Annotated in this window: 18 protein-coding genes; 9 read left to right on the forward strand and 9 right to left on the reverse strand. The window is 67.4% G+C overall.

The window, feature by feature from the left end; genetic code table 11:
• Positions 1-45: 45 nt before the first annotated feature.
• Both D1793_RS16920 and D1793_RS16925 read right to left on the reverse strand, forming a co-directional pair.
• Positions 46-864, reverse strand: a complete 819-nt coding sequence (locus D1793_RS16920; RefSeq protein WP_119023183.1) for a DTW domain-containing protein — start codon at positions 862-864, stop codon at positions 46-48.
• Positions 865-918: 54 nt separating this feature from the next.
• Positions 919-1,656: an NAD-dependent deacylase gene (locus D1793_RS16925; RefSeq protein ID WP_119023184.1), complete on the reverse strand. Its 738-nt coding sequence runs from the start codon at positions 1,654-1,656 to the stop codon at positions 919-921.
• Between the two features lie 204 nt (positions 1,657-1,860).
• On the opposite strand from D1793_RS16925, the gene phnD reads away from it, so the two are divergent.
• From phnD to phnE, 3 genes are read left to right on the forward strand one after another with little or no spacing between them, the layout of a single operon-like run.
• Positions 1,861-2,715 (forward strand): phosphate/phosphite/phosphonate ABC transporter substrate-binding protein, encoded by an 855-nt coding sequence (gene phnD / locus D1793_RS16930; protein ID WP_119023185.1) that lies wholly within the window; start codon positions 1,861-1,863, stop codon positions 2,713-2,715.
• Positions 2,716-2,725: 10 nt separating this feature from the next.
• A complete protein-coding gene (gene phnC / locus D1793_RS16935; protein ID WP_119023186.1) occupies positions 2,726-3,529 on the forward strand; it encodes a phosphonate ABC transporter ATP-binding protein in 804 nt (267 codons plus the stop codon).
• Entirely contained in the window at positions 3,486-4,286 is an 801-nt protein-coding gene (gene phnE / locus D1793_RS16940) for a phosphonate ABC transporter, permease protein PhnE (protein ID WP_119023187.1), read from the forward strand. Before phnC ends, phnE begins: the two co-directional genes overlap by 44 nt.
• Positions 4,287-4,540: 254 nt before the next feature.
• On the opposite strand, the gene D1793_RS16945 is transcribed toward phnE, so the two are convergent.
• The gene (locus D1793_RS16945) at positions 4,541-5,593 is read right to left on the reverse strand and encodes a porin (RefSeq protein ID WP_162900000.1); all 1,053 of its coding nucleotides are present in this window, start codon (positions 5,591-5,593) and stop codon (positions 4,541-4,543) included.
• A 235-nt stretch (positions 5,594-5,828) separates the two neighbouring features.
• On the opposite strand from D1793_RS16945, the gene D1793_RS16950 reads away from it, so the two are divergent.
• The 4 genes from D1793_RS16950 to D1793_RS16965 are packed head-to-tail and all read left to right on the forward strand — an operon-like array spanning position 5,829 to position 10,469.
• On the forward strand, positions 5,829-6,926 hold the full coding sequence (locus D1793_RS16950) for an ABC transporter ATP-binding protein (protein WP_119023189.1): 1,098 nt from the start codon (positions 5,829-5,831) through the stop codon (positions 6,924-6,926).
• Positions 6,927-6,966: 40 nt separating this feature from the next.
• Entirely contained in the window at positions 6,967-7,932 is a 966-nt protein-coding gene (locus D1793_RS16955) for an ABC transporter substrate-binding protein (protein ID WP_119023190.1), read from the forward strand.
• Positions 7,932-9,629 (forward strand): iron ABC transporter permease, encoded by a 1,698-nt coding sequence (locus D1793_RS16960; protein ID WP_119023191.1) that lies wholly within the window; start codon positions 7,932-7,934, stop codon positions 9,627-9,629. Before D1793_RS16955 ends, D1793_RS16960 begins: the two co-directional genes overlap by 1 nt.
• A 39-nt stretch (positions 9,630-9,668) precedes the next feature.
• Complete coding sequence (locus D1793_RS16965) at positions 9,669-10,469, forward strand: inositol monophosphatase family protein (protein WP_119023192.1); 801 nt, start codon at positions 9,669-9,671, stop codon at positions 10,467-10,469.
• On the opposite strand, the gene D1793_RS16970 is transcribed toward D1793_RS16965, so the two are convergent.
• From D1793_RS16970 to D1793_RS16995, 6 genes are all read right to left on the reverse strand, one after another.
• Positions 10,393-10,983, reverse strand: coding sequence for a histidine phosphatase family protein (locus D1793_RS16970; RefSeq protein ID WP_162900001.1), 591 nt, complete (start codon positions 10,981-10,983; stop codon positions 10,393-10,395). The two genes, D1793_RS16965 and D1793_RS16970, sit on opposite strands and share 77 nt — an antisense overlap.
• Complete coding sequence (locus tag D1793_RS16975; RefSeq protein WP_119023194.1) at positions 10,970-11,998, reverse strand: MBL fold metallo-hydrolase; 1,029 nt, start codon at positions 11,996-11,998, stop codon at positions 10,970-10,972. The genes D1793_RS16970 and D1793_RS16975 overlap by 14 nt, the downstream gene beginning before the upstream one ends.
• Complete coding sequence (locus tag D1793_RS16980) at positions 11,995-13,041, reverse strand: ABC transporter ATP-binding protein (RefSeq protein ID WP_119023195.1); 1,047 nt, start codon at positions 13,039-13,041, stop codon at positions 11,995-11,997. The genes D1793_RS16975 and D1793_RS16980 overlap by 4 nt, the downstream gene beginning before the upstream one ends.
• Entirely contained in the window at positions 13,029-14,729 is a 1,701-nt protein-coding gene (locus D1793_RS16985) for an iron ABC transporter permease (RefSeq protein ID WP_119023196.1), read from the reverse strand. Before D1793_RS16985 ends, D1793_RS16980 begins: the two co-directional genes overlap by 13 nt.
• A 2-nt stretch (positions 14,730-14,731) precedes the next feature.
• A complete protein-coding gene (locus D1793_RS16990) occupies positions 14,732-15,718 on the reverse strand; it encodes an ABC transporter substrate-binding protein (RefSeq protein WP_119023197.1) in 987 nt (328 codons plus the stop codon).
• 513 nt (positions 15,719-16,231) lie between these two features.
• The gene (locus D1793_RS16995) at positions 16,232-16,933 is read right to left on the reverse strand and encodes an HAD family hydrolase (protein WP_119023198.1); all 702 of its coding nucleotides are present in this window, start codon (positions 16,931-16,933) and stop codon (positions 16,232-16,234) included.
• A 216-nt stretch (positions 16,934-17,149) separates the two neighbouring features.
• Here D1793_RS16995 and ugpB point away from each other — a divergent pair, with 216 nt between their 5' ends.
• Positions 17,150-18,469, forward strand: a complete 1,320-nt coding sequence (ugpB, locus tag D1793_RS17000; RefSeq protein ID WP_119023199.1) for a sn-glycerol-3-phosphate ABC transporter substrate-binding protein UgpB — start codon at positions 17,150-17,152, stop codon at positions 18,467-18,469.
• Between the two features lie 94 nt (positions 18,470-18,563).
• A complete protein-coding gene (ugpA, locus tag D1793_RS17005; protein WP_119023200.1) occupies positions 18,564-19,448 on the forward strand; it encodes a sn-glycerol-3-phosphate ABC transporter permease UgpA in 885 nt (294 codons plus the stop codon).
• Positions 19,449-19,458 lie beyond the last annotated feature (10 nt).

Below are 19,458 nucleotides of genomic sequence, written 5' to 3' on the forward strand. Positions count from 1 at the left end.
TCCTCTAAGGCTTGTCCCCAGCGCCCCTAGCTTTGCGTTATAGCGCTATCCCCTTCGCGCCAGGAGGCGCCGCATCGCCGCCGTCGGCGCTTCGATCTTCTCGAAGCGGCGGCTGGCGGCGTAGCTCTCGTTGAAGGCGTCGAAGTAGTCGTCCAGGGCCTGGGCGGCCGAGTCGTCGCCCCCCTGGCGCAGCAGTTCGGCGGCCACCTCGGCGGTGCACAGATGAGCCGCGGAGGCCGGCTTGCGCAGGCGGTAGCGGGTCAGTCGCTCGCTGTGCAGTGGCAGTACCGGCAGCCGGTCGAGGTAGGGGCTCTTGCGGAAGATGCGCCTAGCCTGGCGCCAGGTGCCGTCCAGCAGCACATAGACCGGCGTGCGCCCGGCGGCCTTGGACTCGGCCACGGCGTCTATACCCACCACTCGTTCGGCGTAGTCCGGCTGGTCGTCGGGGAAGATCACGAAGGGGGCATAGCGGGGGTCGTCCAGCAGCGCCAGCAGCCGCTCGTCCGGCGCGGTGCGATACCAGGTGAAGACCTCGGTCTCGGGCAGCACGTCACGGATCAGCCGCCCGGTGTTGGTGGGCTTGTGGTGCTCCATGGGGTGGGTCAGCAGCCACACTCGCGCCTCGCTCTCGGCCCTCACCGCATAGGGACAGAGGCAGTTGAGCTCGGGCAGGTGGCAGCCCGGGCAGCGCGCCACGAAGCTGCCCCGGGCCTTGAACTCGCGCCGCGGCGGCCGTGGATGACCGGTGGCGGGGTCATGGGAAAGCGCGGTTCCGGGGTCATGGGAAAGCGCGGTTCCGGGGTCGTGGGAAAGCGCCCCGTCCAGAGGACGCTCGGCACAGGTGTCAGGGCTGTCGTGCTGCATGGCGGCTACCGCATGGAAAGAGGCGCCGCATTCTAGCACCTCCGCAGGCGCCCTTCAGGAGACCAGCAGCGTCTCCGGCACCCAGAGCCGCCCTTCACGCTTCCAGTGGCGCACCAGCGCCGGCACTCCCTTGCCGGCGGGCTGACTGAGCCGGGTCACCCCGGGGGGCGCCAGCGCCTCGGCCTCGGGGTCCACCAGCACGCAGGGGGCGTCGAAGGGCGCGTACTGCAGCAGCGAGGCCGCCGGCATCACGGCAAGCGAGGTGCCCACCACCAGCAGCAGGTCCGCCTCGCTGACCAGCTCGCAGGCCTCACCGAAGTGAGGGACCTCCTCGCCGAACCAGACCACGTCGGGCCGCAGCTGGCTGCCCTTGTCGCAGATGTCGCCCAGCTCGATGCCGCCCCGGGGCAGCGGATAGTGCATGCGGCGGTCCACCGTGGAGCGCGCCTTGAGGATCTCGCCGTGCAGGTGCAGCACGTGGCGGGAGCCAGCCCGCTCGTGCAGGTCATCGATATTCTGGGTGATGATGCTGACCCGGAAGCCCTGCTTCTCCAGCGCCGCCAGCGCCTTGTGAGCGGCATTGGGGCGCGCCTGGCGCACCTGCTCGCGGCGCGCATTGTAGAACGCCAGCACCCGGGCCGGGTCCCGCCGCCAGGCACCGGGCGTGGCCACCTCCTCCACCGGATGATCCGCCCAGAGGCCATCCTCGGCGCGGAAGGTCTGGATACCGCTCTCGGCACTGATCCCCGCTCCGGTAAACACCACCAGATGCGGCGCGCGCTGTTCTGCCATCGACTCTCTCCGCTCGGGGCGTCTGAACTACCTGGGCTGAAAATACCATCTGCGGCCGACCCAGGACCATAAAGAGGGCGACGGTCCCAACGACCGCGACGTCACCGGACGGTCACCTCAGGGTCACCTCATCGTCATCCCGCACCGGCAGGGTAAAGGCGCTTTATCCCAACCCATATCCTGCAACCCTCCTGAGGTGACACCGTGAAAAAGTCCCTGCTCCCCCTGGCCACCGCCATCGCCCTGGCCGCCGCTACCCAGGCCCAGGCCGCCGAATCCTGCCCCACCACCCTGCGCTTCGCCGATACCGGCATCGAGGGCAGCGAGGAGCTGCAGCGCGCCTACCAGGGCTTCGTCGACGAAGTCGAGTCGCGCCTGGGCGTGACGGTGGAGTTCTTCCCGGTGGGCAACCGCACCACCGCCATCAACGCCCTGCGCTTCGAGCAGGTCGATATCGTGCTGGCCGGCCCCTCCGAGTACGTGCTGATGGCCGAGCGGGTCGAGGGCACCAAGCCGATTACCGCTATCGTGCGCCCCGAGTACTACTCGGTGTTCATCGCCCCCACCGACAGCAATATCGAGACCCTGGAGGACATCAAGGGCAAGCACGTGGCCATGAAGGACCATGGCTCCACCACCGGCCACATCATGCCGAGCTACATGCTGAGCCAGGCCGGCCTGGATATCGACAGTGACCTGCGCATCTCGCTGCTGGACGGCGCCCGCATGCAGGCCCTGGCCTCCGGCGAGGTGGATGCCGTTGGCACCGGCGTGCGCGACTTCGCCCCCTTCGCCGCCCAGCACGGCGAGGAGAACTACCGCATCATCGCCCGCGGTCAGGACATGCCGGGTGACCCCATGGTGGCCGGCCCGCACCTCTCCGCCGAGTGCATCAGCGAGATGCAGGAGGCCTTCATGAACGATCCCGATGGCCTGCTGCAGGCGATCCTCGCCCCGGGCGAGCGCGACAAGTACCTGGGCGCCGAGATGGTGCTGGTTGACGACAGCGCCTACGACATGGTGCGCGAGTCCTACGCCCTGCTCGGCCTCTCCGACTGATGGAGCTTCCATGCAGCTAAGCATCGACAATCTCACCAAGGTCTATCCGGACGGGACCCGCGCCCTCGACGGGCTGTCGTTCAACGTCAGCCCCGGGGAAGGCGTGGTCATCCTGGGCCATAACGGCTGCGGCAAGTCGACGCTGATGAAGTGCCTGACCGGCCTGGAGCGCCCCACCTCGGGGCGCCTCAGCCTGGCCGGCGTCGACCTCACCACGGCATCGCGTCGCGAGCTGCGCCCCCTGCGCCAGCGCATCGGCTGCGTCTTCCAGAAGTTCAACATGGTCGGCAACCTCTCGGCGCTGCAGAACGTGCTGTTCGGCCTGATGGGGCGCCGCGGCATTCTGGCCAGCCACGCCCTGACCGCCAGCCGGCAGTCGCGCCAGGCGGCCATGGAGGCGCTGGAGCGTGTCGGCCTCGCCCACCTGGCGGCGCGCCGCACCGACACCCTCTCCGGGGGCCAGCAGCAGCGGGTGGCCATCGCCCGCATGCTGATGCAGGACGCCGAGATCGTGCTGGCCGACGAGCCGGTGGCCAGCCTCGACCCCCGCGCGGGCCGCGAGGTGATGGAACTGCTCTGGTCGGTGGTGCGCGAACGGAAGATGACCGTGCTCTGCGTGCTGCACCAGATCGAACTCGCCCGGGAGTACGGCGAGCGGCTGATCGGCCTGCACGGCGGCCAGCTGGCCTTCGACCGCCCCACCGCCGAGGTCACCGACGCCGACATCACGGCCCTCTACCAGACCGTCACACCACAGGAGGCCGCTACCGATGAGCGATTCATCGTCGAGCCACGCCGCGCCGCCCAGGCTTGAGCGCCCCTCTCCCATCGCCTTTATCCTGCTGCTGGCCTTCGCGGCCTTCTTCATCAGCGGCTTCTCCAGCGCCAACATCCACTCGGATCGCCTGCTGCGCGGCGTTGCGAACCTCGGCACCTTCTTCAGTGAGGCCCTGCCGCCGGACTTCGCCCGCTGGGACGTGATCGCCATGGCCATGCTGGAGACCTTCCAGATGGCCATCGTCGGGGTGGTGTTCGGGGTGATCCTGAGCCTGCCCATGGCGCTGCTCTGCGCCCGCAACACCAGCCCCCACCCCATCGTTCGGGTGATCGCCCGCAACGTGGTGGCCACCCTGCGCACCGTGCCGGACCTGGTATGGGCGCTGATCTTCGTGGTCGCCGTGGGGCTTGGTCCGCTCGCCGGCATCCTGGCCATCGTCATGGACACCATCGGCTTCTGCGCGCGCTTCTTCTCGGAGCGCATCGAAGAGGTGGACCCCGGCCCCGGCCAGGCCCTGGCCGCCACCGGCGCCTCACGCAGCGGCGTGGTGTGCGGCGCCATCCTGCCCGAGTGCACCCCCTCCTTCGTGGCCACCAGCCTCTTCTCGGTGGAGAAGGCGGTGCGCAGCGCCGTGGTGCTGGGCCTGGTGGGCGCCGGCGGCATCGGCGTGGAGCTCTCCGCCGCCATGAGCCTGTTCCGCTACGACCAGGCCCTCACCGTGATCCTGGCCATCCTGGTGGTGGTGATCGGCGTGGAGCAGGTCAGCGCCTGGATTCGCAAGCGGGTGATCTGACCCCCCCTTCATTTCTCTCACCCTTGGCCGCCTCCAGGCGGCCTTTTTCATGGCCGATTTCCCGGGCCTTCCTGCCTGGTTACTCGATGCAGTAAACCAAAAAGGCCGGCGGGTCTCCCCGGCCGGCAAGAATCGAATCAGTGCGAGACATACGGTGATGAAAGAGAGTCTTCGGCGACTCTTCTGCCGACCCTCGCCGCCTGATGGTGGCGAAGACCGGCAGGGTCATGCAGGATCAAACGTGAAGGGCGCGCCTAGAAGTCGTAGCGGATACCGACGGTGTAGAGCAGGCTATCGTCGATGTTCTCGCCGCTGACATCCTCGTCGAAGATCTCGGCGTAGACGCGCATCGGGCTGAAGCGATAGTCGACCCCGATGGCCCAGGGGTTGCTGCTGCTGATGTCGCCCACATAGCTGACGTCGTAGACGTCGGCGTAGAGGTTTCCCTGGCCGTAGTTGAAGGTGGCACCCAGACCAACGATCTCCTTCTTGGCGCTGGCCGAAGCCCCCTCGTTCACGGAGCCCAGCTCCTCGTACATGACCCGCGCGGAGAAGTTCGGCAGGAACTTGTACTGGGCGGAGACGCCCCAGATATCCTCGCCGGCCGAGTTGTTGCCGCCGCCGCCATAGGAAGCACCGCGCTCGGAGACATCCCTGGACTGGTTGTAGCCCGCTGCCAGGTAGAGATCCTCCCAGCTGTAGGTCACCGCCGCCGCCGTGGAGGTGGTGGAGCCGTTGTCCTGGGCGCCCACCTCGGCATCGTTACCGCTGATGTGCTTGACCTGCACATGGCCCTGCAGGCCGCTGAAGACCGGTGAGGCGTAGGCCACGGTATCGCCGCGGGAGCTGGTGGAGCCGGTGTCCAGGCTGATGAAGCCATCGTTCTCGTAGACGTCGAACAGGCTGCTGACCGCCTGGAAGTAGACGCTGTCGAAGTTGCCGATGGTCAGGGTGCCCAGCTGCTGGCTCTTCAGGCCCAGGAAGCTGTTGCGAACGGTCATGGACTCGGAATTGACCTCGTCGGCCTTGAAGCGGAACTCCATGCGGGCGAAGGCGCTCAGGTCGCTGCTCAGCTCGTGGCTGGCACGGAAGCCGAAGCGCGAGCCATTGTTCTGGAACTCGCTGCCGCTCTCCTTCTCTGCACCTGGGCTCAGGTCCTGGGGTCCGCCGGAGGTGATCATGTAGTTGATGCGGCCGTAGATATCGACCTTGGTGCCGTTCTGGTCGTAGACGGTGGCCGCCTGGGCGACGGCAGAGGCGGACAGCGCGCCGACCACGGCGGTGGCGATGAGTGACTTCTTGAACATGACAGGATTCCTTGAATGATCTCTTGGGATAGTAAAAGGGATGCCTCCCGGCTCGGCGAACAGCACCGGCATGGAGGACGGCCATTGGTGGCTTCTTGTTGTATGGCCGAGGACGATATCCCGGGATCATGTCAGGAAGGTGACGCTTTTATTCACGCCGATAGGTACCGACGAATTTCATGGAAATGCAATGGTTGGCCTCCATCATGCAGGAGAAACAGCGACCGAGTACGCCATGAAAGACGCACTGCATATCTCGCGCCTTCACAAGCGCTTCGGCGACACCGTGGCCCTGGATGGCATCGATCTCGCCCTGCCCCGGGGCCAGGTGCTGGCCCTGCTGGGCCCTTCCGGCTGCGGCAAGACCACCCTGCTGCGCTGCATCGCCGGCCTGGCCGAGCTCGATGAGGGTGAGGTGCACCTCGAAGGGGAGTGCGTGGCCTCGCCGGGCCGCCACCTGAGCCCCGACGACCGCCGCCTGGGCATGGTCTTTCAGGACTACGCCCTGTGGCCCCATATGAGCGTCTACCAGAACGTGGCCTTTCCGCTGGAGATGCAGGGCGTGAAGGCCAACGCGCGCCGCCCCCAGGTGGAATGGGCGCTTTCGCTGGTAGGGCTTGCCGACTACGCCGAGCGTGCCCCCGGCGCCCTCTCCGGTGGCCAGCAGCAGCGGGTGGCACTCGCCCGGGCCATCGTCGCCAGGCCCCGCCTGCTGCTGATGGATGAACCCCTCTCCAACCTCGACAAGGGCCTGCGCGAGAGCCTGGCACTTGAGATCCGCGGCCTGATCGAGGAGCTCAACCTGACCGCGGTATTCGTCACCCATGACCAGCACGAGGCCTTCGCCCTGGCCGACCGGGTCGCCGTGCTGCAGCAGGGGCGCCTGCAGCAGGTCGATTCGCCGGAGGCGCTCTTCCACACCCCGGCCACCCCGGCCATCGCCGAGTTCGTGGATGCCGGCACCCTGCTCGACGGCCGGCTGGATGCCAGCGGACTGGCCATCGCCGACACCCGGCTGCCGATGGCCGCGGCCTGCGGCTACCGCGGCGAGGTACGCCTGCTGCTGCCGCGCCGGGCCCTGCGCCTCTGCGCCCCCGATGACAGCCTGCTGCGGGCACGCATCACCGGCCGCCTGTTCCAGGGCGAGCACCTGTCGCTTCGGCTCACCCTGGCCGATGGCAGCGCCCTCAAGCTGCATGCTTCCCATGCCCCGGAGCGCGGCTGCCAGGTGGGGATCGACCTCGATGTGACCGCCCTGCGCGCCTGGGATGACCAGGCGCGCCTGCTCGACCTGATGCCCCACGCCGACGTGGCGGCCACCGCCACCGGCTGATGCCGACACCCTCGCTCAATCCCTGATTCCGGAGACTCACATGTTCCCCTTGAAACCCCTCGCCCTCGGCGCCGTCCTGTTCGCCCTGCCAGGCCTGGCCGCCGCCAGCGCGCTGACCGTCTACTCCGCCGGCCCCGGCGCCCTGATCGAGAACCTGGCCGCCGACTTCACCGCGGAAACGGGCATCGAGGTCAACGTCTTCCAGAGCACCACCGGTCAGGTGATGGCGCGCCTGGAGTCCGAGCAGGCCAATCCGCTGGCCGACGTGGTGATCTCCGCCTCCTGGGACAGCGCCGAATCACTGCACGCGGACGGCCTCCTGCACGAATACCGCTCGCCCAACGCCGAGACGGTGCCCGACTTCCTCAAGACCGACCACTACGTGGCCCAGGGGGTCTCGGCCCTGGCCCTGGTGTGGAATCGCAACAGCGACGTGCCCGCCCCCGCCGACTGGAGCGATCTCACCGATTCGGCCTACCGCGACCAGGTGACCATGCCCGACCCGGCCCAGTCCGGCGCCGCCTTCGAGCTGATCACCGGCCTGCTCACCGCCCTGGGCGAGGAGGCCACCTGGGCGCTGATGGAAGCGCTCGCCGACAACGGCATGATCGTGCCCGGCCCCAACGCCCGCGCCCTCAACCCGGTGCTGCAGGGGGCGAAGTCCGTGGTCTTCGGCGCGGTGGACTACATCTCACTGGGCCAGCAGGCCGAGGGCGAGGCCATCGAGGTGATTTTCCCCGAGAGCGGCACCGTGATCGCCCCGCGGCCGATGATGATCCTCGCCTCCACCTTCATGCCCGACGAGGCCGAGCGATTCGTCGACTTCGTGCTCTCCGAGCAGGGCCAGGCGCGGGTCGCCGACAGCTACCTGATGCCGGCCCGTACCGACGTCGAGGCACTGCGCCCGACCCTCGAGGAGCTGACCCTGATCGAGGTGGACAACGAGGCCATGAATGCCCGGCGCGACGCCATCCTCGCCCGCTTCCGCGAGGCCACGGGGAGCTGATGTCGGCCCCTGTCGTCTCTCGCCTGCCCCGGATCACCGGGGCAGGCGTCGTCATGCTGCTGACCGCCGCTGCCCTGCTGCTGCTGGTGGGGCTGCCGCTGCTCTACGTGGTGCTGCAGGCGATCTTTCCCGGCTGGTCGCGCGGGGAGCTCGCCGGCGCCTTCGGCCTGTTCATGCCGCTGCTCTCCGACCCGGCGCTGCTGGGGCTGCTCGGCAATACCCTTCGTCTGGGCCTCGCGGTAGTGGTCGCCTGTGCCCTGCTGGCCATCCCGCTGGGAGCGTTGCGCGCCCTGGCCCGGGTGCCCGGCGGCGCCGCCTGGGATCTCATCTTCCTGATCCCTTTCATGATCCCGCCCTATATCGCGGCCCTCTCCTGGATGCTGACACTGCAGCCGCGGGGCTACGCCGAGCAGCTCACCGGGTTCTCCGCCAGCGGCTTCCTGTTCTCCTTCTCCGGCATCGTCTTCGTGATGGTGCTCAACATCTTCCCGGTGGTCTATTTCGCGGTGTCGCGCACCATGATGAGCGTCGGCGGACGCTACGCTTCGGCCGCCCGAGTCAGCGGTGCCGGGGCCTGGCGCGCCTTCTGGCGCATCACCCTGCCGCTCTCCACCCCTGGCATCGCCGCCAGCCTACTGCTGGTCTTCGCCCTGACCATCGAGGAATTCGGCACGCCGGCCACCCTGGGCGCCCAGGCGGGCTACAAGGTGCTGGTCACCGGCATCCACGAGCGCTTCTCCGACTGGCCCATCGACATCCCGGGGGCGGCAGTGCTCTCGCTGCTGCTGGTGATGCTGGCCATGGCCGCCTTCACCCTGCAGCACTGGCTGGTGACGCGACGTTCCTTCGTCAGCCAGACCGGCAAGCCGGCGGCGGTGGAGCGTTTCGAGCTGGGCCCCTTGCGCTGGCCGGTGCTGGCGCTGTTCGGCCTGGTGGGGCTGGTCTCGGTGGGCGTGCCGCTCATCGCCGTGCTGGCTACCGCCTTCACCGGCACCCTCTCCGGCGGCCTGACCGCAGAGAACCTTTCGCTGCGCCACTTCGAGGCGCTTTTCGCCAACCGAGGCGGCGCCCTGCAGGCGCTCTCCACCAGCCTGGGGCTTGCCATCGGTGCCGCGCTGCTCACCGGAGTGCTGGGAGCCCTGGTGGGCTACCTGGTGGTGCGGGCTCACCTGCGCGGCAAGGGGCTGCTCGACCTGCTCTCGCTGCTGCCCAATACCATGCCCGGCATCGTGGTGGCGGTGGGCCTGATCCTGGCCTGGAACCAGAGCTGGTGGCCGATCCAGGTCTATAACACCGGCGCCATGCTGCTGCTCGCCTATGCCTGCCTGCTGCTGCCCTATCCGGTGCGCTACGCCTCGGCGGCCTTCCGCCAGATGGGCGAGAGCCTGGAGGCCGCGGCCCGGGTGTGCGGCGCCGGCTTCTTCACCGCCTTCCGGCGCATCCTGCTGCCGGCCCTGGCCCCGAGGCTGATCGTCTCCATGCTGCTGGTGTTCGCCATCGCCTCCCGGGAGCTCGTCGCCTCGCTGATGGTGGCGCCCGCCGGAATGCGCACGGTCTCCACCTTCGTGTTCGGCCAGTTCGAGCAGGGCTCCCCCGGCGTCGGCATGGCGATGAGCGCCGTGGCGATCTTCACCACCACGGCGCTGCTGGTGGCGCTGACGGTGTTCAGCCGCAGGCGGCTGCCCATTTCAGGATGAATAACTGCTCCTCCGTCAGGATTTAAAAGGAGAACTCAAATGATCGATAACTCAGAAGCTCTAGGCGAGACCCTGCAACGCGCCGCCCGAGCGGCAGGCGCGATTCTTCGCGAGGGCTACCACGCCGACGGAGCCATCAACTTCGAAAGCAAGGGCGCCTCGGACTTCGTGACCTATTACGACCGGGCGGCCGAGAACGCCATTATCGACACCATTCGCCGTGCCTATCCCGACGTGGGCTTCCTTGGCGAGGAGACCGGCGCCACCCCAGCGCGGGATGGTGACATCACGGTGATCATCGACCCACTGGACGGCACCAACAACTTCCTGCATCGGGTGCCCCACTTTTCCGTCTCTATCGCCGTTCGCGAGGGCGATATACTCACCCACGGGGTGGTCTACCAGCCGCTGCTGGACGAAATGCTGTGGGCGGAGCGCGAACAAGGCGCCTACCGTGGAACGCAGCGCATCACAGCACCTCCCGCGCGAGCCCTGCACGAGATGCTGGTCGCCACTTGCCTGCCCTACCACGCCAAGGGCGACTGCCCGACCAGCCTGTCCCAGATGGCCGACCTGATGCCGAAGGTGGCAGGCATTCGAGCCCCCGGCTCGGCGGCACTCGAAATCGCCTATGCCGGCATTGGCCGCTTCGATGCCTTCTGGTCCCAGGGAGCCCGGCTGGAGCTATGGGACATCGCCGCCGGCATCGTCATCGCCCGGGAGGCGGGCTGCACGGTCACCGACCTCGCCGGCAACCCGGCGCCTACCGAGTGGACCAGTCTGGTGGTAGCCCACCCCGAGCGGCACGACGAGCTGAGGGATGCGATACATATCGGTTAACCTGCCAGCCCAGCAGGCCGGGACGGACCAGATACGGTGTGGCATTGGCTAGCCGGGGGCCGTGGGGGGTGCCGATCAGCTGGGCACGAATGACGCGAAAAATACCGGAGTGGGCTACCACCAGCGGCATCTCCGCGCTTGCCAGCGCGCCGTTCAGCGCCGCCAACACGCGGGCCTGGAAGCGCGCCCAGCTCTCGCCGCCGGGCGGTGTGGCCTCGTAGGCAGGCTGCTGCGTCAGGCGCAATTGGTCCAGTCGCCCCCAGTTGCGCTCGTTGAGCCCACTCAGTCGCATCGCCTCCTGGCCGGGAACCGCCAGTTCCGCGGTGCGCCAGGCGCGCTGCAGCGTGCTGGTCACGACCAGACTCCATGGCCGATCCAGCCACGCAGCAGCCTGCCGCGCCTGGGCCTCACCCAGCGACGTCAGCGGCACGTCGCTGCGGCCGCAGATGCGCTGCTCTCGGTTGAGCTGCGTTTCACCATGGCGGATAAAGACGAAGGGCCTAGCCAGCAGCATCGCTGTCTTCCTCCGACAATAGTGGCTCATCTGTCGTCAGCAACTCGTTCACTTCGCGCACCTCGGTGGTAAAGAGGGGGGTTACCTGCTCCGCTCCCAGTTGCTGCACCAGCCCCCGCATATGGGACAGCCGAAGGTGGACGTTCCAGCGCTGCCAGTCGACCTCCCCGGCTATCCTCTGGCGTTGCCGCCGGGGCGTGAGATAGCCCGTATGTAGTAGCCGGTACCCCGGCCAGTCCTCGGGGTCATCGTCGCGGTCCGCCACCAGCCACAGCGTGGGGGAGTCCGGACGTGAAGCCTCTAACAGTCGGCGTATGGCATCATCTTGCCCTTGCCGGCGCAACGTACGGGGCAGCCTCAGCAACGCCTCGAGCCCCGCGCGGCAGGCGTCGTCCAGATTCCAGACGACACCAAGCTCGTCGAGCCATAGCGCCATCTCCAGTGCTCGGCCCGAGACCGGCACCGGCAGCACTCGAGGTCCGCTCAGCCGCTGCGCGATGGCCTCGCGACACTGCGCCTGGAGCGTGTCGTAGCTGCCATAGGAGGCGTCCAGCAGCGCAACGCGAGCCGGGGGCGGCTCGTCGAAAGGAAACAGCAGCGACTCACGGCAGGCGTCGCCGCTGTAGAATACGCCGTCACCAATGCCGAGATGCAGCCATACGCCACCGAGCGAATGCCCCGCCTGGCCGGTGGTCACCGGAATGCCCGCGATTCGGCACTGCCCGCGCTCGGGCAGCGCTCGCCACTCCCGGCCGCTGGGCAACGCCGCCGCCACCGAGGGCGCGCAGTAGAGCGGCAGTTCGGCAGGCAGCGCCGAGACCCCGCCGATGTGATCGAAATGGTCGTGACTGATCAGCACAGCATCGACGTCCAGCCCTTCTGCCCAGGCTATCGACTGGCCCGGATGCAGGGCGCCGCCGGCGTCGAGCAGCAGGCGCCTGCCCTCGGCCTCGACCAGGATGGCGGCGGGCGCCTTGTCGCCCAGCCCGCTTAGCACCTCGATGCGCAGGCTCATGTCTCGGGCTCCAGGCACCAGCCCTCGCGCAGGATTAGGGCCACCTGCCGCCCTTCATCGAGCGCCGTGTGGTGGTAAGCCAGCAGCGCTTCACCGCTTTCGAGGCGCAGGTGCAGCTCGTAGCGTTCGCCGCGGAAGGTCACGCTCTCCACTCGTCCGCACAACGCCTGTGGGGAAAGGGCATCGGACAGCACCGTCACGTGCTCGGGGCGCACCAGTACCGGCTGGGTGCGCTCAGCAGGAGCAGAGGCAAGCCCACGCATCAGCGTGGCCTCCTCCAGGCGCTGGTCCGGCCGCCCGGCCGCCACGTTCAATAGGCTGCCCTGGCCGATGAAGCTGGCCACCCAGGCGGTCCGCGGCTGGCGATAGAGCGTTTCCGGCGTGGCCCACTGCACCAGCCTGCCCTCGCGCATGACCGCGATGCGGTCCGCCAGCGCCATGGCCTCGCTCTGGTCGTGGGTGACGTAGACCAGGGTGGCCTGGGTGCGGCGGTTGAACTCGCGAAAGCTCTGCTCCATGGACGCACGGAGGTGGCGGTCGAGGTTGGCCAGCGGCTCGTCGAGCAATACCACTTCCGGATCTGTCACCAGGCAGCGTGCCAGCGCCACGCGCTGACGCTGGCCACCGCTGAGCTCCTGCGGCGAGCGCTCTGCGTAAGCCGAGAGCCCCACTAGCGCCAGCGCCTGGGCCACCCGATGCCGGTACGTCTCGCCAGCCAGGCGGCGCAGCTTGAGTGGGTAGCCGACGTTGTCGGCCACGCTCATGTGCGGCCACAGAGCGTAGGACTGGAACACCATCGCCATATTGCGCCGTTCCGGCGCAACGTGATGCTCGCGGCTGGCCAATATCCGCCCGCCCAGACGAATTTCCCCTTCACTGAGCGACTCGAAGCCGGCCAGCATGCGCAGCATGGTGGTCTTGCCGCAGCCGCTGGGGCCGAGCAGCGCGACGAACTCTCCCGAAGCGATGTCCAGGGAGAGCGCCTCGACGGCAGGGTGCTCACCGAAGCGCTTGGTCACACTATCGATCGTCAACCCTGCCATGGCACGACCCCCTTGGGCAGGCGCGGTGCCAGCAGGCTCAGGCAGAGCATCAACGTGGCGACCATCAACACCACCAGCACGGAAACTGCAGCAGCCAGCACGCTCTCGCCGCCTTCGTCGAGGTTGAAGATCAGCACGCCCAGAGTCTCGTTCCCCGCGCTCCACAGCAGCGCCGAAACGGTCAACTCGTTCACTGCCAGCAGGAATACCAGCAGCCCACCGGCAAATAGCGCCGGGGCCAGCAGCGGCAGCACAATGCCACCCAGGCGCCGCCAGGGGCCAGCGCCTGCCAACTGCGCGGCCTCCTCCAACGAGGGGTCGAGCTGGGCGAGGCCAGCGGCCACCGGCTTGAGACACACCACCAGGAAGCGCGCCAGGTAGGCGACGAAGATCAGTCCCAGTGTGCCGTAGAGCGCCACGTTCACAACTGGGATGGGCCGCACGAAGAGCAGGATACAGGCCACCGCCAGTACCACACCGGGCAGCGCATAGGGCAGCTCGATAGCGCTCAATGCCAAGCTTTGCCAGCGCGGCGACAGTCGCTGTAGGCGGTAGGCCAGCGGCAGGCTGCACAGCATCAACACCAGGGCGGCGCAACCCGCAAGCCACAGGCTGTTGCGCACCGCGCGCCAGGTCGCTCCCTGGCGGCCGATCACCTCGTGATAGGCGTTCAGGGTGACGGTCTCCCAGGTAAGCGGCACGCCCACAGCGGGCACCAGCGAACTCACCACCAGCGCCAGCAAGGGAGCCACGAGGATGACCAGTAATAGCGTCACCAGCAGGGCGGTCACCCCTCCCCGCCAGCGGCCCAGAGAAAAGTCGTGGGCGCGGCCGCTGTGGCCCATCAGGCCAAAACGGCTGCGCTTCATCCACGCCTGCTGCAGCGCCACCCCCGCCAGCGCGAGCACGCCGATCAGCAGCGACAGCGAGGCCATCTCGGCCAGTACGCCGGTGCCGAAGCTGGCCATGCGCTGGTAGATCAGGGTCGGTAGCACGTAGTAGCCGGCGGGGATGCCCAGCATGGCGGGAATGCCGAAGTTGCCCAGACTCGAAATGAAAGCCATGGCGGCACCGGCGATCAGGCCGCTACGGGTCACCGGCAGGATGATCTGCCCCCACACCTGAGCCTGGCGGGCGCCGCTGATACGGGCCGCCTCGACCAGTTCGCGGGGGAGGGAGAGCAGTGAAGTGCGCAGCGCCAGGAACACCAGCGGCGCGCTCTGGATCCCCAGCAACAGGGCAATACCTTCGGCGGAATAGAGCGGCTGGGGGCTGCCCAGGGGCGGCGCCATGCCGATGCTCTTCAGCAGCGGGCTGGCGGGCCCGAACAGCTGCAGCCAGCTCAGCGCGGTGACCTGGGGCGGGATCATCATCGGCAACATGAAGCAGAACACCAGCCAGGCCTTGCCGCGAATGTCCGTGAGAGTAATCACGAAGGCGAACAGGCTGCCCAGCACCAGCGCAATCAGCATGCCCAGCCCCGACGTATAGAGGCTGCGCCACAGCGCCCGCCAGGTACTCTTGGCCTGCAGCACGCGCCATAGCGGCGACTCACTGCCCTGGCCCAGGCCGCCCAGCGACTCCATCAGCAAGCGCAGGCTGGGAACGAGGCTGAGCGCCACGATGACGAGCATGAGCAGGGTGAGCAGCCAGCGATGCTGCCTGCTATCGGCGAGACCCGGCGACATGGTCAGCTTCCGAACAGGTCGCCGAAGCGCTGCTTGAGTTCGGCTTCCCTGGCCAGGGCGCTTTCGATGTCCAACGGCATCAGCGTGATGCCGTTGCGGGCGGGGAAGCCGGCCGGCGGAGCGACCTCGGGATGCGCCGGGAGATAACCCTGCTCGCTGACTAGCTCTTGGCCTTCACGTGAGAGAACAAAATCGACGAACTTTTGCGCCGCCTCGACATTCCTGGCGCCCTGCATGATCGCCACCGGCTCCGTCACGGCGCTCACGCCCTCTTCGGGGAACACGAACGCCACCGGCGAGCCCTTGGCCGCTTCGCGGATCGGCAGGAAGTCCACCACGATGCCGTAGGGTTTGGTGCCCGACGCCACGGCGTTGAACACGCCGCCGTTGCCGCCCTGGGCCTCGACACGATTGGCCTGGAGTGCTGCGTAGTACTCTTCACCGAGTTCGGGGTTGGCCTCGAGCGTCGCCATGTGAATCAGCGCGGCGCCGGAATAGAGCGGGCTCGGCATGGTCACCTGCCCTTCGTACTCGGGCTGGGTGAGCTCCCGCCAGCTCTGCGGCTGCCGTTCGGCCCCAGTGTTGTAGACGATGCCTGTGGTGATCAGCTTGGTGCCGTAGTAGTAGCCTTCCGGATCGTAGAGCTCGGCGGCGTAGACCTCGCGTTCCGGGCTCAGGTAGGGCTGCAGGTGCCCTTCTTGTTTGAGCGACTCCAGGGTCATGCTGTCGGCGATCAACAGCACATCAGGGTTGCTGACGCCGGCGGAGAGTTCGGAGCGCAGCCGGGTCATCAGCTGCGTGGTGCCATCCCGCACCCACTCCACCTCGATCTCGGGGTAGGTCGCCTGGAAGGCGTCGACGGTTTGCTGGGCATCGCTGTTGGGCTGGCTGGTGTAAAGCACCAGCTTCTCGTTACCGAGAGCCGGAAGGGCCAGGCCGGCAAGAACCACGGCGGCGGAGAGGGCCGCTGACAGGGGGCACTTCGACATTAGGAAAACCTCCGATGAGTGAGCCCCATCGACATTATTGTCACTGGCTTACAGCGCGATGACAGTATGCTTTCACTCGGATGTCACATCTTCATCAGCAACGCGCCGTATTCAGCAACTCTGGCAAAAACAGCGGCCCGATGTCATCGATGGGCCGTCGACTCGACGGCGGTGTAGACGGTCAGCTCGGTGGCGGCCTGGGTGCCGGTTATCATGGCCAGCGCAACGGCGCCGCCGAGCAGGGAGCAGGGAACGGGGAAACAGGGACATGGTGGCTATCCGGGTGGGGTGAGTGGCAACCAGGACTGCAGCTCTGGTATAGACCAGCAATCTGGCGACCTCGAATGGCAACCCGGTGATGCTTGGCTAACACCTACATGAAAAGCTGAAGATGGCGTGAAGAGCGGCCGGCAAGCCCCTATGCCTTGCCCTCCAGCCGCCCCTCCTCGAAGGCGTCGGGATCGCTGAGCAGCTCGCGCAGGTGATCGGTGAGGCGCAGGCAGTAGGCTTCGTTCATTCACTGATCGCCATCATGGACAACCCATGGAGCCCTGACCCGTCGCGCCAATCCAGCCGCTCCCAGCCCTCATACCTGGCCACCTCGGCCAGCACCGGGTCGGGATTGACCGCCACCGGACGATCGACCCGGTTGAGCAGCGGCAGATCATTCTGGGAGTCTGAGTAGAAGCTCAGGTGGCTGGCCGCAACGCCCTGCTTGGCCAGCCAGGCCTCCAGGCGGGCGACCTTGCCGCTACGGTAGGAGAGAACACCAGTGGTGTGGCCGGTGAAGCGCTGCCCATCAAGGGCCGGCTCCACGGCGATCACCTCCCGGATGCCCAGGGCGACCGCCACCGGCGCCACCAGATGCCGCGAGGAAGCGGAGATCAGCATCGGGAGATCGCCCTGCTGGCGGTGCCGAGCGATCAGCTCGCGCCCCTGGGCGAACAGCCGGGGTACGACACGAGCCGCCACGAAGGCCTCCACCTCTCTCGCCACCTCCTCTAGATGGCGCCCCACCAGAGGCGACAGCGTCAGGGCCAGGTACTCCTCAAGCCGCAGCCGTCCCGCGTGGTAGGCGTCGTTCATCCTCTGGGTGCTGGCCAGGAAGTCACCCGGCGCGGCGATCCAGTCCCGTTCCACCATCCAGTCGTTCCACAGCGCGCTGCAGTCGCCGTCCAGCAGGGTGTCGTCGAGGTCGAAGAGGGCAAGGCGCATGTCGGTCTCCAGTGGCCCGGTAGCTCGAGAAAGGCCGACAGCCTGAACCACCCGGGTGACAACGGCATGACCGACGAGGCGCGTCACGTTGCTGCCATACGACTGACACGCGCTCGCCACCGTGGCGTCATCTTGTGCGGATAACGTCTTGCCCGTAACAGGGCGGCTGATCGCCATCCACGACATCGCTGTTCATCACACCGCAAGGAGCGCTACATGTCCGCATTTTCCCTGAAGAGCCTGGCCGCAGGCGTCGCCGCCGCCACCCTGTCGCTGTCCGCTCACGCCGCCGTCGAGGTCCAGTGGTGGCACGCCATGGGCGGCGAGCTCGGCGAGATCCTCGAAGGCATCACCGAGGCGTTCAACGCCTCCCAGGACGACTATCGGGTGCGCCCCAGCTACCGCGGCAACTACACCGAGACCATGACCGGCGCCATCGCCGCCTTCCGCGCGGGTGAGCAGCCGCACATACTGCAGGTCTTCGAGGTGGGCACCGGCACCATGATGGCCGCCGAAGGCGCCATCTACCCCATCCATGAGCTGATGGCAGACCACGGCCGCGCCTTCGACCGGGAGGCCTTCCTGCCGGCGGTGGTGGGCTACTACACCGATACCCGCGGCAACATGCTCTCCTTCCCCTTCAACTCCTCCACCCCGATCCTCTACCTCAACCGCGACGCCTTCGATGCCGCGGGCCTGGACGGCACGCCCGAGACCTGGGAGGAGATCGTCGACGCCTCCCGCCAGCTGCGCGAGAGCGGTGCCGCCAACTGCGGCTTCACCACCTCCTGGCCGAGCTGGGTGATGCTGGAGAACTTCTCCTCCATGCACGACTCGCCGCTGGGCACCCTGGAGAACGGCTTCGGCGGCCTGGAGACCGAGTTCGTCTTCGACAATGCCCTGGTGGCGCGCCACTGGGACAACCTCAAGGCGTGGCAGGACGAGGGGGTCTTCCGCTGGGGCGGCCCGGGGCCGGGGGATGACGCCGCCCCGATGTTCTACTCGGGGGAGTGCGCCATGTTCTTCGGCTCCTCCGCCGCCCGGGCCGGGGTGCTGGCCAATGCCGACTTCACGGTGGACTACGCCATGCAGCCCTACTACGCCGATGTGGAGGGCGCCCCCCAGAACTCCATCATCGGCGGTGCCACCCTGTGGGCCCTGCAGGGCCACAGCGACGAGGAGTACGAGGCCCTGGCCGCCTTCTTCGAGTACCTCTCCCGCCCCGAGGTTCAGGCCGACTGGCACCAGCGCACCGGCTACCTGCCGATCACCCACGCCGCCTGGGAGCTGAGCGAGGAGCAGGGTTTCTACGCCGAGAATCCCGGCGCCGACATCTCCATTCGGCAGATGAACCTCAACCCGCCCACCGAGAACTCCAAGGGGCTGCGCTTCGGCAACTTCGTGCAGATCCGCGACATCATCTCCGAGGAGCTGGAGGCGGTGATGAGCGGCCAGAAGAACGGCGAGCAGGCCAGCGCCGATGCCGCCCGGCGCGGCAACGCCCTGCTGCGCGACTTCGAAGCCGCCAACCGCTGAGACACACCACCCTCGCCACCCGCTGCCCGGCAGCGGGTGGCGTTATCTCTGGCGCTCCCCACACCTGCCTTGCCACTCTCCTGTCGAGTTATCGATGCAGACCAAACGCATGACCTTTCCCGGGCGCTGGCTGCCCTATGCCCTGCTGGCGCCCCAGGTGATCGTCACCCTGATCTTCTTCATCTGGCCCTCGCTTCAGGCACTTTACATGTCGCTGCTGCGCGAGGACGCCTTCGGCCTCAACACCAGCTTCGTTGGCCTGGCCAACTTCAGACGACTCTTCGCCGACACCTACTACCTCGACTCGCTCTCGGTGACCGCGGTGTTCGCCATCGGCACCACCCTGCTGTCGATGTCCGCCGCCCTGCTGCTGGCGACCACCGTCAACCGCATGCTGCGTTCACGCAATCTCTACACCACCCTGCTGGTCTGGCCCTACGCCATCGCTCCGGCCATCGCCGGGGTGCTCTGGTGGTTCATCTTCAACCCCTCCATCGGTATCGTGCCCTATGTGCTCGAGATGCTCGGCTACCGCTGGAACCACCGCACCTCCGGCACCGACGCCATGGCACTGGTGATCATCGCCGCCGCCTGGAAGCAGATCGCCTACAACTTCCTGTTCTTCCTGGCCGGGCTGCAATCGATCCCCCAGTCGCTGATCGAGGCGGCGGCCATCGATGGTGCCGGCCCCGTGAAGCGCTTCTGGACGATCGTCTTTCCGCTGCTCACGCCCACCACCTTCTTCCTGATGGTGGTCAACGTGGTCTACGCCATGTTCGACACCTTCGGAGTGATCCACGCCACCACCCAGGGCGGCCCGGCCCAGGCCACCAATATCCTGGTCTACAAGGTCTACGCCGATGGGTTCGTGGGGCTCAACCTGGGCAGCTCCGCCGCCCAGTCGGTGATCCTGATGGCCATCGTGGTCACCCTTACCGTGGTGCAGTTCCGCTTCATCGAGCGGCGCGTCAACTACTGACCCGGAGGAG

Source organism: Halomonas sp. JS92-SW72 (assembly GCF_003547075.1).
Taxonomy (GTDB): domain Bacteria; phylum Pseudomonadota; class Gammaproteobacteria; order Pseudomonadales; family Halomonadaceae; genus Halomonas; species Halomonas alkalicola.